The following is a 13670-nucleotide window of genomic DNA, read 5'->3' on the forward strand; positions in this document are numbered from 1 at the left end:
GCTCTCCGTGGGTGTCTCGTGGTGCTCGGGCCCGGGGAACGGGCGAGCGGCCCGCCGGGGCTCACCCATGGGCCCGAAATGCTCCGTCCGATCCTACTCGCCCGCCCCGCGGGTGCGTGAACGGGCAGACGCCGCCGGCCGGTGACCTGAAGGTCACCGGCCGGCGGCGTTCTCGTGCTGGCAGCGCCTACTTGGCGATCTGACGCAGCACGTACTGCAGGATGCCGCCGTTGCGGTAGTAGTCGGCCTCACCCGGGGTGTCGATGCGCAGCACGGCGTCGAACTCCACGGTGGAGCCGTCCTCCTTCGCGGCGGTGACCTTCAGGGTCTTGGGGGTGGTGCCGTCGTTGAGGGCGGTCACCCCTTCGATCGAGAAGGTTTCTGTGCCGTCCAGGCCCAGCGAGTCGGCGGACTCGCCCTCGGGGAACTGCAGGGGCAGCACGCCCATGCCGATCAGGTTGGAGCGGTGGATGCGCTCGTAGGACTGCGCGATCACCGCGCGGACGCCGAGCAGCGAGGTGCCCTTTGCCGCCCAGTCGCGCGAGGAGCCGGAACCGTACTCCTTGCCGCCGAGCACCACCAGAGGCACGCCGGCCTCCTGGTAGTTCATCGCGGCGTCGTACACTGCGGCCTGGGGGCCGCCGTCCTGGGTGAAGTCGCGGGTGAAGCCGCCCTCCACGCCGTCCAGGAGCTGGTTCTTGATGCGGATGTTCGCAAACGTGCCGCGGATCATGACCTCGTGGTTGCCACGGCGGGAGCCGTAGGAGTTGAAGTCCTTGCGCGCCACGCCGTGCTCGATCAGGTAGCGGCCCGCGGGGGTGTCGCTCTTGAACGAACCGGCCGGGGAGATGTGGTCCGTGGTCACGGAGTCGCCCAGCTTGAGCAGCACGCGCGCACCCTCGATGTCCTTCACCGGGGTGGGCTCCATGCTCATGCCCTCGAAGTACGGTGGCTTGCGCACGTAGGTGGACTCGGGATCCCACTGGAACACGTCACCCGTGGGGGTGTCGAGGTTCCGCCAGCGTTCGTCGCCGTCGAAGATCGTGCTGTACTCGCGGTCGAACATCTCCGTGTCGATCGAGGCGTCGATGATCTTCTGGACCTCGGTGGGGTCCGGCCAGATGTCCTTGAGGAACACGTCCTTGCCATCCGCGTCCTGTCCCAGGGGCTCCTTCTCGAAGTCGAAGTCCATGGTCCCGGCCAGGGCGTAGGCGATGACCAGCGGCGGGGACGCCAGGTAGTTCATCTTCACGTCCGGGTTGATGCGGCCCTCGAAGTTGCGGTTGCCGGAGAGCACCGACGTGACCGAGAGGTCGTTGTCCTGGATGGCCTGGGAAATCTCGGACTCGAGCGGACCCGAGTTGCCGATGCACGTGGTGCAGCCGTAGCCCACGATGTAGAAGCCCAGCTCCTCCAGAGCGGGAACCAGACCGGACTTCTCGTAGTACTCGGTGACCACGCGGGAGCCGGGGGCGATCGAGGTCTTGACCCACGGCTTGGCCTTCAGACCCTTCTCCGTGGCGTTGCGCGCCAGCACGGCCGCCGCCATCATCACGGAGGGGTTGGAGGTGTTGGTGCACGAGGTGATCGAGGCGATCGACACGGCACCGTGGTCCAGCTCGAACTCGCGGCCGTCCGGCATGGACACGGGCACCGGGTTCTCCACGCGCTCGCGCAGCTGCTCGGCGGTGGTGGAACGGGGCTCGTGCTCCGGATCCTGCTCCTCCGAGGCGTCGTGCGAGGGGGCGTCCGAGGCCGGGAAGGACTCCACCACGTTGGCGTCCACCTCCACGTTCTCGTCCCGCACCACGTAGTTCACGAGGTCTTCGCGGAACTGCTCCTTGGAGCGGGTCAACTCAATGCGGTCCTGGGGGCGCTTCGGGCCGGAGATGGAGGGCACCACGGTGGAGAGGTCCAGCTCCAGGTACTCGGAGTAGCTGACCTCCTTGGCGGGGTCGTACCACATGCCCTGCTCCTTGGTGTACGCCTCGATCAAGGCGATCTGCTCCTCGGAGCGGCCCGTGAGCTCGAGGTAGTCAAGGGTGACCTGATCGATCGGGAAGATCGCGGCCGTGGAGCCGAACTCCGGGGACATGTTGCCGATCGTGGCGCGGTTGGCCAGCGGCACGGCCGCGACGCCCTCGCCGTAGAACTCCACGAACTTGCCCACCACACCGTGCTCGCGCAGCATCTCGGTGATCGTCAGCACCACGTCTGTGGCGGTGGCCCCCGCGGGAATCTCGCCGGTCAGCTTGAAGCCCACCACGCGCGGGATCAGCATGGAGATGGGCTGGCCCAGCATGGCCGCCTCGGCCTCGATGCCGCCCACCCCCCAGCCGAGCACACCGATGCCGTTCTCCATGGTGGTGTGGGAGTCGGTGCCCACGCAGGTGTCCGGGTACGCGCGCACGGTACCGTCCACCTCACGGGTCATCACCACGCGCGCCAGGTTCTCGATGTTGACCTGGTGCACGATGCCCATTCCGGGCGGCACCACCTTGAAGTCGTTGAACGCGGTCTGGCCCCAGCGAAGGAACTGGTAGCGCTCACCGTTGCGCTCGTACTCGATGTCCATGTTGCGCTCGATCGCATCTGCGGAGCCGAACGCGTCGATCTGCACGGAGTGGTCGATGACCAGCTCGGCAGGTGCCAGCGGGTTCACGCGGGAGGCGTCGCCGCCGAGGTCCGCGACGGCCTCGCGCATGGTGGCGAGGTCGACGATGCAGGGCACACCGGTGAAGTCCTGCATGATCACGCGACCAGGGGTGAACTGGATCTCCGTGTCAGGCTGGGCGTTGGGGTCCCAGTTGCCGAGCGCCTCGATGTGCTTGCTCGTGACGTTCGCACCGTCCTCGGTGCGCAGCAGGTTCTCGAGCAGGACCTTCAGGCTGTAGGGGAGCTTCTGTGCTCCCTCCACGGCGTTCAGTCGGAAAATTTCGTAGTCGGTGCCCTTGACGTTCAGTACGCCCTTGGCTCCAAAGCTGTCCACAGTCATGGTGTGGAACTCCTCTCGCCACCGTTGGTTTCGTTCGAGGCCCACGGCACACCACGGTGCACCGCACGCGAGGAACGGTCCCTGCCAGTGTAGCCCGTGCGGCACCGCCGACACCGCCAGCGCGGCGCGTGCCGCGGATGCTAGATGTACGCGGGTTCACACCGCGGGCGGAGTTCAGCCGTCGCGGCGCAGCAGCGCCACGGCCTCCACGTGGTGCGTGTTGGGATAGAGGTCGAAGGCCTCCACCCCGTCCACGCGCCAGCCCCGGCGGCGCAGCCTGCCGAGGTCCCGACCCAGCGCGGCAGGGTCGCACGCCACGTAGACGATGCGCCGCGGGGCGGCGTGGTCCACCGCGGCGAGCACGTCCTTGGCGGCACCGGCCCGCGGCGGGTCCATGATGACCACGTCCGGCCGCGCGGGTGCCGGCCCACCGGGGCGCATCGACATCGCACGCCCGCGCCCGCGCCGCTGCCCGCCGCGGCCCTGGGAGCCACGCCCGGTGAGCACCCGGGCGACGTCGCCTCGCACCGTGTTCACGTGCGGCGCGTCCGCAAGGTTGCGGGCGGCGTCGGCGGAGGTTACCGGGGAGCCCTCGACGGCGAGCACGCTGCCCGTCTCCCCCACGGCCCGCGCGGCCACCGCCGTGAACAGTCCCGCGCCGCTGTAGAGGTCCCACACCGCATCCCCCGGGGCGAGCTGTGCGGCGTCGAGGACCGCGCGCACGAGCGTGGTCGGGGCCTGCCGGTGGATCTGCCAGAAGCCCGTGGGGCTCACCTGCCACGAGAACTCCCCGCCGGCCTCCGGCACGCTGAGGGTTTCCACGCTGTGACCCGCACCGGTCCACACGCCTACGTCGCGGTGGTCGGCCGTGCGCGCGGTGACGGCCACCCCGTGCTGCTCGCCCCACGGAGCCAGCTGGGCCCGCAGCGCGTCGATCTGCTCCTGAGCGGCGTCCCCGTGCAAGCTCACGTGCAGCAACGGCCCGCTGCCGGATGGTGCGGCCACGTCCACGCGCTCGGCGCCCTCGTAGCGCAGGTCCCACGGTGCGAGCGCCCGCAGAGCGTCCGTGGCCAGGGGCATGTCAGTGACGGGAACGAGCTCGCCGCTGCGGTGCGGGTGCATGCCGGGCGAGCCGTCCGGGGCCACGTCCAGGTGCAGGCGGGTGCGCCAGCCGGTGCCGTCGGGGGTCTCCCCCGCCACGGCCCGCACGTGCCCGTCCCACTCGAGTCCGGCGAGGTGCGAGAGCTGCTCGGCGACCACGCTCGTCTTCAGCGCACGCTGCGTGGCCAGGTCCGCGTGGCCGAACTCGGCCCCGCCCAACGGGCTGGTGCCCGCGGCGGCTGCCAGCACGGCGTCGGCCTGGGACCACACGTGGGTGTCGCGGCGCCCGGGGACGGGTTCCAGAACCTCGACGACGTCCCCGCGCCAGAAGGAGGCGGCGGGCTCGTGGTCCGTGAGGCGCACGCGGACCAGTTCACCGGGCAGGCCGTGGCGGACGAAGACCACGCGGCCCTCGTCCGTGCGCGCCACCACGTGCCCGCCGTGGGCGACGGCGCCGAGGCGCAGCACGAGGGGGGCGGGAGCGTCGGTCATCTGCTGTTCTCCGTGAGTTGAAGTTCGCGCACCGATTCGAGGTGCCAGGGCACGGAGGCGATCATGACTCCGCGTTCGTAGTGCAGCCGGGTCCGCAGCGGACGGATGGCCTGGTTGTGCAGGAAGCGTTCCCAGCCGCGGCCCACCACGTACTCGGGCAGGTACACGATCACGAGGTCACGCGGGGACTTGCGCCGGATGCCCCGGATGTGGGCGATCACCGGGCCCACGGTGTCGCGGTACGGGGAGGCGAGCACGGTGATGGGCACGGGGATCTCGAGGGACTCCCACTGGCCCACGATCTGCGCGGTGCGGGAGCGGTCCGTGTCCACCACCACGGCCTCGAGGCTCGAGGGCCGGGACGCGCGCGCGTAGCTCAGGGCGCGCACTACCGGCTTGCGCACGGAGGTGACCACAATGATCGAGTGCACGCGCGAGGGCAGGGCGCGGATGGGGGTGTCCGGGCCGACCTCCAGCTCGGCGTCCACCGCGCGGTAGTGGTGGGCGATGGCGCGCATGAAGACCGTGGTCAGGGCGATCGCCCCGATCGTCAGCCACGCGCCCTGCGCGAGCTTGGTCACCAGCACCACCACGAAGACAGCGGCGCAAGCGACGAGCGCGACTACCGCGACGGTCAGCCGCAGCGCGAACTCGCGGTGAATGACCTCCACCGTGCGCAGCCGGCGCCCGCGCAGCCAGTGCCGCACCATGCCGGCCTGCGTGAGGGTGAAGGCGAAGAACGCACCCACCACGTAGAGCTGGATCAGGGCGTTGACGTTGGCCCCGAAGACCAGGGTGAACGCGGCAGCCACGACGGAGAGCAGGATGATCCCGTTGGTGAATGCGAACCGGTCCCCGCGGCTCTGCAGCTGGCGGGGCAGCAGGGCGGCGGAGGCCAGCCGGGAGGCCAGCACGGGGAAACCCGAGTAGGCGGTGTTCGCGGCCATGAACAGCACGCCCACTGTCACGAGCACGAGCACCACGAACCACAGCGAGTCCACGCCCGCAACCGCCTGCGCGATCTGGCCGAGGATCGGCACCTGGTAGAAGTCCCCGCTCGGCGTGTGGCCGTGGATCAGCAACTGCCGCGCGGGGTCCATCACGACCACCGCGCCGGTGCGCCACGTCAGGTACATCACGCCCAGCAGCAGGGCCGCGGACAGTGCCCCCAGCACCGCAAGGGTCCGGGCGGCGTTGCGCGCCTTGGGCTTGCGGAAGTAGGGCACGGAGTGGGTGATCGTCTCCACACCGGTCACGGCCACCGCGCCGGAGGAGAAAGCGCGCAACACCAGCATGGCTCCGGCCAGGCCCGTCAACCCGGCGTCCGCGCCGGTGGCGGGCAGCACGTCGTAGCCCGCCGACGGCGCGGGGTCCAGCGTTCCGGCCACGTCCTGGACCACGCCGGCCACGACCAGCACGAGCACCACGGCCACGAAAGCATACGTGGGCACGGACGAGGCGCGTCCCATGAACTTGAGCCCGCGCAGGTTCAGCAGTCCCACCAGCGCGATCCCGCCGACGGCCACGGCCGTCTGGTGGCCCACGAGCCACGGCACTGCCGCGGCCAGGTACTGTGCGGCGGCCGCCATGGACACGGCCACCACGAGCGTGTAGTCCACCATCAACGCTGCACCCACGGCTGCCCCGGCCGGGCGCCCCAGGTTCTTGGACGCGATCTCGAAGTCCGCACCGCCCGAGGGGTAGGCCTGCACGTTCTGGCGGTACGCGGTGATGACCACTGCGAGCACCACCAGCACCACGAGCCCCACCCACGGCGAGACCGCAATCGCGGCGCTGCCGGCGAGCGCGAGGGTCAGGACGATCTCGTCCGGTGCGTACGCCACGGAGGACAGCGCGTCCGAGGCGAACACGGGCAGGGCCGTGCCCTTGGAGAGCACCGTGCCCGCGGCGCGCTCGTTGTGGATCGGCTTGCCCACCAGCGCGCGGCGGACGAATTGGGACACATACACGAAGGAACACGCTAGTCCCTCGGCCGGGCCTTGTCCCGCGCCGCGGCGTCCTATGCTGTGCCCCATGGCGCATTTCGTGATCATGGGTGTGGGCCGGGTGGGTATCACCCTGGCGCACGCCCTTGAGGACTCAGGACACACCGTGGCGGTGATCGACCAGGACGACCGCGCGTTCCGCAAGCTGCGCCCCTCGTTCAGTGGCAAGAAGATCACGGGCCACGGCTTCGACCGGGACGTGCTGCGCCGCGCCGGGATCAGGGACGCATACGCGTTCGCGGCGGTCTCCAGCGGGGACAACTCCAACATCATCGCCGCGCGCGTGGCCCGGGAGACCTTCAAGGTCAAGCACGTGGTGGCGCGGATCTACGACCCCACGCGCGCCGAGTTCTACCAGCGCATGGGGATCCCCACCGTGGCCTCCGTGCGGTGGAGCGCGGACCAGGTGCTGCGCCGGATCCTGCCCGAGCACGCCATCACCGGGGACTTCCGCGAGGCCTCCGGGCGGCTGCAGCTCGGCGAGCTGCCGCTGGACGACTCCTGGTCCGGGCTGCACCTGGACCGCATCGAGGAGGCCGCCGGGGTCCGGGTCGCCTTCGTCACACGCTTCGGGGAGGGCATCCTGCCCGCGAGCGACACCAGCTACCAGCAGGGGGACATCGTGCACGCCATGATGCGCGTCGAGGACGTCGAACAGGTCGCCCGCGTGCTTTCGCGCCCGCCGTCGGACGAGGTCATGGAGGCCGTGGCACTCGCCGCCACGGAGCAGTCACGGGGGCGGCGCTGATGCATGTGGTCATCGTGGGCGGTGGGTCCGTGGGGTCCTCGATTGCCCGGGAGCTGCTCTCGCACGGTCACGACGTCGTGGTGGTGGACGCCACCTCCGAGGTCATCGGCCGCTCGAACCTGCGCGGCGCCCAGTGGGTCGTCGGGGACGCGTGCGACCTCGACGTGCTGCAGCGCGCGAGGGCCGAGGAGGCGGACGTCGTCGTCGCCGCGACCGGTGACGACAAGGCAAACCTGGTGGTCTCCCTGCTCGCCCGCAGCGAGTTCGGCGTGCCGCGCACCGTGGGACGGGTGAACAACCCCAAGAACGAGTGGCTCTTCGACGACGCCTGGGGCGTGGACGTGGCCGTGTCCACACCGCGGCTGATGACGGCGCTGGTGGAGGAGGCCGTGGAGGTGGGCGACGTCGTACGGTTGCTGAGCTTCCAGACCGGTGACGCCACACTGTCCGCATACACGGTCCCCCGGGAGCACCCGGTGGTGGCGAGCACGGTCACGCAGGTGCCGTGGCCGCCGGAGGTGGCTCTCGTGGCGATCCTGCGCGACGGCGTGCCCATCGCCCCGTCCGGGGATGACGTCCTCGAGGGCGGGGACGAGCTGTTCTTCATCACCACCACGGAGGGTGAGGAGCAGCTGCGGGCCATGTTCACCACGGCCCGGGACGTCAACCTGCAGGCGGCGCGGGGCGAGGGCGGCTCCACAGCCATCCCAGCCACAGCACAGCGGCGTACAGCGGGGCCCCCATCACCAGCCGGGTGATGCCGAGCCCGGCCACGTCCCCGGCGAAGTACAGCGGCAGCTGCACCAGCAGCCGCGCGGCGAACATCGCGAGAAGCACGCCGTTGACCCGCTGGTAGGCGCGGCGGCGCACGGGGTCCCGACGCCAGTGCGTGCCCTCCCCTCGGATGTAGCCGAAGAGCACCCCGAGCAGAGGCCAGCCGGCGAGCGCCGAGGCCGCCAGTCCGAGCAGCCACACGGCGTTGGTCACGAACCCCCACACGTAGTAGTCCAGAGCGTCCCCTCCCACGCGGGCGAAGAGTGCGCAGATCCCCACGCCCACGAGCCCGCCGAGGGCCTGGGTTACGGGCTGGCGCTGGACGAGGCGCACGAGGGTGAACAGCGCGGCGGCCGCCAGGGACGCGGTCAGCGCAGGGCCCAGCTGCCCGGTGACGACCACGCACACCAGGTAGACGAGACCTGGCAGCAGGGACTCGAGCAGGCCGCGCCAGCCGCCCACCGCGGAGAGCACGTCGAGCTGCCCGGCCTCGTCGCGGCGCAGCCCGGAGCGGCGGGCGAAGTCCTCGACGGCGCGGTCCCGTGCGGGGCGGCTCACGTCCTCGCGCTCCGGTGCCTCCGGGTCGCCTGCGCCGAGCGGGGTCTGCCGGGGGGCGTCCTCCGCACCGGGGCCTGCGGGCGAGCTCATCGCGTGACCTTCTTGGGGGTGATGATCTCGTAGCGCGGATTGTGCATCGTGGGGATCCCGTCGGGGAAGCAGATCACCCCGAGGCAGCGCAGCCTGGTCCCCGCGCTCACCCCCGGCACGGTGTGCTGGCCGTTCCACAGCAGCTCGAGCGCGCACGGCACAGCGGAGTCGGGGCGCGGCACCTTGAGCACGGCGCGGAACTGCGGCTGCCGCGTCACGGGCGCGATGGTGACCTCCACCACCCGGCCCTCCACGACCGCGCGGCGGCGGTGGCGCTCGCGGAAGGCCGGGTCGAGGTCCTCTGAGACCGCCTCGGGCTCCCCGAGCACGTCGATAGCCCCGGTAAGCGGGTTGTTGACGGGTGCCACTAGCCGATCTCCGTGATCTCCGGGCCCCGGCGCGGGGGCTGCACGGCCGGGCCCGACGGCGCGCCGTCGCCACCCCGCGGTGCCACCCCGTCCGCGTCCGCCACGGGAGCCGGGGGCTGCCCCGCAGAGTCAGCCATCCGGCGGACGGTAGCGTCTTCGGGGACGGAGAGGGTCAGGAGGTCGCGCGGCGGGCGGGGGTCCTGGCCGCGGACGACGACAAGTGCCCGCACGGCGTCGTCGAGCACCTCCGCTGTGGGTCCGGGCAGGGCCGCGCCGCCCGTGAAGACGGCGCGCAGGAACCAGCGGGGGCCGTCGATCCCCACGAAGCGCGCGAGACGGTAGCCCTGGCGCCCGTCCGCGGTGGTGGCGGGGAACTTGGCGTCCGCCTGCAGCCCGAAAGAGCCGCGGGTGACGCTGGGGTCCCCGTTGTCCCGGCGCAGTCCGGCGATCAGCTCGGCGCGCACCTCCTCCCACAGACCGCTGGACTTGGGCGCGCTGAAGGGCTGCAGCTGCACGGAGCCGTCCCGGAAGTCGAGGTTCACCGCGCGCGGTTCCTGGGTGCGCTGGTCCACCTCGAGGCGCACGTCCACCCCGGAGATCGGCTTGACGAGCAGCGCCCCCAGGTCAAGGTACTCACTCCGCTCGCCCGGCAGCTCGCTCTCGTCCCGGGGGCCGAGTGCACGGGGGTTCTCCTGCGCCTGCTCGGCGGAGGCGGTGCCTGCCGTCTCCGCCGCGGCGTTCGACTCGCCGGACGGGACGACGCCGTCCCGGCTGCCAGTGCGCTTCTTGCGTCCGAACATCGATGATCTCCCGAAAATGTGTAGGTGGTGTCGTGGAGCAGAGGAAATAGGGGGGGTGCGTCCCGGTACGCCCGTCAGCCCGGCGTGCCCGTCAACCGTGGGGCCCGTCAACCATGGTGGGACGGGCAGCCGCCCCGCGCAACGAGCTCCACGCGGCCGCACCGTGGTCGCTCGGGCTCAGTGCGTTCCCGAAGAACCGAACCCGCGCTCGCCGCGCTCGCTCGACGGCAGGTGCGCGACCGTCTCGAAACGGGCCGTCGTCACCTCCTGGAGCAGCAGCTGCGCGATGCGTTCACCCCGGCGCACGGTGTAGGCGGTGCTGCGGTCCGTGTTCAGCAGGCACACCTTCAGCTCGCCCCGGTAACCGCTGTCCACGGTGCCGGGGGCGTTGAGCACGGTGATCCCATGCTTGGCTGCGAGCCCGGACCGGGGGTGCACGAGCCCCACGTAGCCCTCGGGGATCGCCACGGCGACCCCGGTGTCCACCAGGGCGCGCTCTCCCGGGGCCAGCGTCACGTCGTGCCGCGCGCGCAGGTCCGCACCCGCGTCGCCCGGGCGCGCGTACGCGGGAGCGGGGAGGTCGGTGTCCAGCAGCTGCAGCGCCACGCTCACGGTGGCGGGTTCCCTCACGTCAGTCACAGTCCTCCACTCTAACGCGCACCCCCCGGCCTCCGGCGTGCGCGGCAGCACCTCTGCGCGGGCAGCGCCCATCCGCGAACAGGCCAGCCCGCGGATGACCGCCGTCCCGGCGGCCTCGCCACGGCGCCGGGCTCCCCGGGGAACCGACCGGGGAGCCGCCCGCGGCGCGGTAGGCAATCCCCAGCGGGAGTGTGCCAAGGTGGTGCCATGAGTTCCCAGCACCCCGAGTCCACCGAACCGGAGCCCACCGCGACAGTGCCACCCCTCCAGGGCGGTGGCGGGGTCCGTTACGAGGAGCGGCTTTCCGTCTCCTGGTGGGTGTGGCTCATCGTGCTGTTCGTCGGCGCGGCGGGGTTCGTGGCCGTGGCTCCCATCAGCATTGCGGTGGGTGTGATCGTGGGCGCCGTGCTGGTGGCCGTCATCGCGGTGGTGGTGCACCTGGGCACGCCCAGGATCGTGCTCACGGACGAAGACCTGCGCGTGGGACGCGCCCACATCGAGCGCCGCTACGTGGGCGAGGCCGAGGCCCTGCGCGGTGACGACGCCCGCCTGGCCCGCGGCCCCGCGCTGGACGGTCGCGCGTTCATGAACTTCCGAGTGTCCATCCCCGACCTGTGCCGGATCAGCATCGTGGACCCGGTGGACCCCACTCCGTACTGGCTCACGGCCACGCGCCACCCGGAGGAGCTGGCCCGCGCCATCAACGCCAGTCCCAGAGACGTCGAAAACATTGCGCGCGAGGTGCTCTCGGACTAGCGGCCTCCGCCGGGCCGTGCGCCCCGGTGGGCGTTCGGCACCCAGCGCTTGTCCACGTTGGAGCAGGTACCCCGCGTCCCGGGCTCTCCATCCCGGTACGACGACGGACGGTCCACCGAGAAGGTGACCGCCCGTCGTCGTACTCGCCGCCCGTCAGCTCCGAACGGGTCCGGCGGCCCCGGTGCGCAACCGGGGTGGGGTGCGCGGGATCAGCCCACGCACTCGTGGCAGAACTTCACACCGTTGCGCTCCTCCGCGAGCTGCGAACGGTGGCGGACAAGGAAGCAGGAGCCGCAGGTGAACTCGTCGTCCTGGGCGGGAAGGACCACCACGGAGAGCTCCTCGTTGGAGAGGTCCGCGCCGGGCAGCTCGAAGCTCTCGGCCGCCGTGGCTTCGTCTTCGTCAACGCTTCCGGACTGGTGGTCCGACCGCCGGGACTGCAGCTCCTCGATGGAGTCTTCCTTGAGGTCCTCGTCCTGCTTGCGCGGTGCGTCGTAGTCTGTGGCCATGTGTCTATCCGCTCCAACCGGTCTTCGCGAGATCGCTGTGTGAAACGGTTCCCCGGACGATCTCCCCCCGGGGCCGTGTCGCGTAGATTGTTCACCATGGTGCCGCAAAAAGCCAGTACCGTGGCGGGCATTTTCTCCCAGCGCGAGATTTGTCCCTGGAGGGGGTCTTCCAACCCGGTCCCAGACGGCCGGCAACCGGCCCGGACGGGCCCCTGGCGACGTCGGTGCCGCACCACCGCCGCGCCCTGCCGCGGATCCTCGGCGTCCGGCAGACGCGGTGCCACTAGACTGGCGCACGAACGCGCCGCGCGCACCGCAGGAACACGGGGGCGCAGACACCCGTGAGGGAAGGACAGCATGGAGCAGTTGCGTCTGGTAGGAGTGCACGACGACGGTGAGCACCTCATCGTGGAGACCCACGACTCGACCCGGTACCGGGTAAAGATCGACCAGCAGTTGCGGCAGACCATCCAGCACGCCCGCCGCAAGCCCCCCGCTCGCGGCCGCGGCGGCTCGTCCTTCGGCCCCCGGGACATCCAGGCGCGCTTCCGCGCCGGGGCGAGCGTGGACGACGTCGTGGCGGAGTCCGGGTGGGAGGCCGAGCGGGTCAAGCGCTACGAGTGGCCGATCCTCGCCGAACGCTCCCACATGGTCACGGCCGCGTGCCGCGTGAAGGTCTCCGGCACCGCGCCCTCCCACGACGGCTACCGCTCCGTGTTCGAGGGCGAGCCCAAGACGCTTGAGGAGACCGTGGACGAGCGGGCCTCCCAGCTCGGCGTGGACCGGCGCAGCCTCGACTGGGACGCCTGGCTGCGCGAGGACCAGCTGTGGAACGTGCAGCTGAGCTTCTCCGTGTCCGACCCCCGGGCCTCGGGACTCGACACCGAGGGCCCCGCGCTGTGGAGCTACAACCCCGCGAACCAGACCGTGCGCGCCGAGAACGACTGGGCGCGCGCGCTCGGCGAGGAGCCCCGCGAGACGGGTCCGCTCGGCGTGACCGCCCCCGTCTCCCCGGCGGTCGCCACCCCCGTGGCCCCCACGCCCTCCGCGCAGCTGCGCCACCTGCAGCACGAGGCGAGCCAGGCGGACGACCTCCTGGACGTCCTGCAGTCCCGCCGTGGCCGCCGGCTCGGATCGGACGAGGACGGCGACGACCGCCTCGCCGAGATCCTCGGCCGCGGCATGGGCCGCGTGGAGCAGCGCCCCCGCCCGATCGACGCACCGGAGGACTCCCCCGTCTTCGACCAGCCCATCCAGCCCGCGGCCTCCCGCGTGGCGGAGGAGCAGGCCCTACAGGGAGAGGGCATCGAGATCGTGGACGACTCCACCCCCTACGGACACGACGCCGCCACCCCCGCCGAGGACCCGACCGCACCGCTGGCCCCGGGCGAGGCCACCGCGCAGCACCTCGCCTCCGGCGACACGGAGACCACCGACCAGAACGACGACGTGGCTCCTGACGCGGACGCGGAGGAACCCGCTGCGGAACCCACCGCACCCGAGACGCCGCGCTCGGACGAGAGCGCCCCCACCGAGGCGACCGCCCACGAGGACTCTGCCCCCGAGCACTCCGCCCCCGACGAGTCCGACGAGCCCCTCAACGGCGACCGTAGCGAGACCCCGGAGGAAGATCACACCGCCGCGAACGCCGCGCCGGGACCCCGTGGACGCACGCCCCGGGCCAAGCGCTCCTCCGTTCCGAGCTGGGACGACATCGTCTTCGGCAACCGCACGTGATCCGCGTCCACCGCTCCCACGTGCACTGATGCGCGAATCGCGCGGCACGCGGTAAAGTCACTGGAGCGGATCGGGCTGAGGGGAGAATCGTCCCGGT

At 71.4% G+C, this 13670-nt stretch carries 12 protein-coding genes; 4 read left to right on the top strand and 8 right to left on the bottom strand.

Annotated elements, in window-relative coordinates; translation table 11 throughout:
• Positions 1–187: 187 nt before the first annotated feature.
• From acnA to FS770_RS07205, 3 genes are all read right to left on the bottom strand, one after another.
• On the bottom strand, positions 188–2995 hold the full coding sequence (gene acnA, locus FS770_RS07195) for an aconitate hydratase AcnA (RefSeq protein ID WP_055084472.1): 2808 nt from the start codon (positions 2993–2995) through the stop codon (positions 188–190).
• A gap of 174 nt (positions 2996–3169) precedes the next feature.
• Positions 3170–4588 carry a class I SAM-dependent RNA methyltransferase gene (locus FS770_RS07200; protein WP_145010821.1) on the bottom strand — a complete coding sequence of 473 codons (1419 nt, stop codon included), beginning with the start codon at positions 4586–4588 and terminating at the stop codon, positions 3170–3172.
• Entirely contained in the window at positions 4585–6558 is a 1974-nt protein-coding gene (locus tag FS770_RS07205; RefSeq protein ID WP_186366720.1) for an APC family permease, read from the bottom strand. Before FS770_RS07205 ends, FS770_RS07200 begins: the two co-directional genes overlap by 4 nt.
• Before the next feature lie 64 nt (positions 6559–6622).
• Between FS770_RS07205 and FS770_RS07210 the strand changes: the two genes are divergently transcribed.
• Both FS770_RS07210 and FS770_RS07215 read left to right on the top strand, forming a co-directional pair.
• Positions 6623–7342 carry a potassium channel family protein gene (locus FS770_RS07210; RefSeq protein WP_145010824.1) on the top strand — a complete coding sequence of 240 codons (720 nt, stop codon included), beginning with the start codon at positions 6623–6625 and terminating at the stop codon, positions 7340–7342.
• Complete coding sequence (locus FS770_RS07215; RefSeq protein ID WP_083482442.1) at positions 7342–8100, top strand: potassium channel family protein; 759 nt, start codon at positions 7342–7344, stop codon at positions 8098–8100. The genes FS770_RS07210 and FS770_RS07215 overlap by 1 nt, the downstream gene beginning before the upstream one ends.
• On the opposite strand, the gene FS770_RS07220 is transcribed toward FS770_RS07215, so the two are convergent.
• From FS770_RS07220 to dut, 4 genes are all read right to left on the bottom strand, one after another.
• Entirely contained in the window at positions 8006–8764 is a 759-nt protein-coding gene (locus FS770_RS07220; protein WP_144942833.1) for a DUF3159 domain-containing protein, read from the bottom strand. The genes FS770_RS07215 and FS770_RS07220 overlap by 95 nt on opposite strands.
• Complete coding sequence (locus FS770_RS07225; RefSeq protein ID WP_144942832.1) at positions 8761–9132, bottom strand: single stranded DNA-binding domain-containing protein; 372 nt, start codon at positions 9130–9132, stop codon at positions 8761–8763. The genes FS770_RS07220 and FS770_RS07225 overlap by 4 nt, the downstream gene beginning before the upstream one ends.
• Positions 9132–9932: a DUF3710 domain-containing protein gene (locus tag FS770_RS07230; RefSeq protein ID WP_145010827.1), complete on the bottom strand. Its 801-nt coding sequence runs from the start codon at positions 9930–9932 to the stop codon at positions 9132–9134. Before FS770_RS07230 ends, FS770_RS07225 begins: the two co-directional genes overlap by 1 nt.
• 177 nt (positions 9933–10109) lie before the next feature.
• Positions 10110–10571: a dUTP diphosphatase gene (dut, locus tag FS770_RS07235; protein WP_244944804.1), complete on the bottom strand. Its 462-nt coding sequence runs from the start codon at positions 10569–10571 to the stop codon at positions 10110–10112.
• 207 nt (positions 10572–10778) lie between these two features.
• Between dut and FS770_RS07240 the strand changes: the two genes are divergently transcribed.
• Positions 10779–11327 (top strand): DUF3093 domain-containing protein, encoded by a 549-nt coding sequence (locus FS770_RS07240; RefSeq protein WP_144942829.1) that lies wholly within the window; start codon positions 10779–10781, stop codon positions 11325–11327.
• Positions 11328–11536: 209 nt separating this feature from the next.
• Here FS770_RS07240 and FS770_RS07245 read toward each other — a convergent pair whose 3' ends face one another.
• On the bottom strand, positions 11537–11836 hold the full coding sequence (locus tag FS770_RS07245) for a DUF4193 domain-containing protein (RefSeq protein ID WP_144942828.1): 300 nt from the start codon (positions 11834–11836) through the stop codon (positions 11537–11539).
• 357 nt (positions 11837–12193) lie between these two features.
• Here FS770_RS07245 and sepH point away from each other — a divergent pair, with 357 nt between their 5' ends.
• Positions 12194–13573 carry a septation protein SepH gene (gene sepH, locus FS770_RS07250; RefSeq protein ID WP_145010833.1) on the top strand — a complete coding sequence of 460 codons (1380 nt, stop codon included), beginning with the start codon at positions 12194–12196 and terminating at the stop codon, positions 13571–13573.
• The last annotated feature ends 97 nt before the right edge of the window (positions 13574–13670 follow it).

Source organism: Kocuria salsicia, from assembly GCF_007681555.1.
Classification (GTDB): domain Bacteria; phylum Actinomycetota; class Actinomycetes; order Actinomycetales; family Micrococcaceae; genus Kocuria; species Kocuria salsicia.

Coding starts and splice junctions, on each gene's coding strand:
- FS770_RS07210 (WP_145010824.1), top strand. CDS start 6,623: ATGGCGCATTTCGTGATCATGGGTGTGGGCCGGGTGGGTATCACCCTG.
- FS770_RS07215 (WP_083482442.1), top strand. CDS start 7,342: ATGCATGTGGTCATCGTGGGCGGTGGGTCCGTGGGGTCCTCGATTGCC.
- acnA (WP_055084472.1), bottom strand. CDS start 2,995: ATGACTGTGGACAGCTTTGGAGCCAAGGGCGTACTGAACGTCAAGGGC.
- sepH (WP_145010833.1), top strand. CDS start 12,194: ATGGAGCAGTTGCGTCTGGTAGGAGTGCACGACGACGGTGAGCACCTC.
- FS770_RS07245 (WP_144942828.1), bottom strand. CDS start 11,836: ATGGCCACAGACTACGACGCACCGCGCAAGCAGGACGAGGACCTCAAG.
- FS770_RS07220 (WP_144942833.1), bottom strand. CDS start 8,764: ATGAGCTCGCCCGCAGGCCCCGGTGCGGAGGACGCCCCCCGGCAGACC.
- FS770_RS07240 (WP_144942829.1), top strand. CDS start 10,779: ATGAGTTCCCAGCACCCCGAGTCCACCGAACCGGAGCCCACCGCGACA.
- FS770_RS07230 (WP_145010827.1), bottom strand. CDS start 9,932: ATGTTCGGACGCAAGAAGCGCACTGGCAGCCGGGACGGCGTCGTCCCG.
- FS770_RS07200 (WP_145010821.1), bottom strand. CDS start 4,588: ATGACCGACGCTCCCGCCCCCCTCGTGCTGCGCCTCGGCGCCGTCGCC.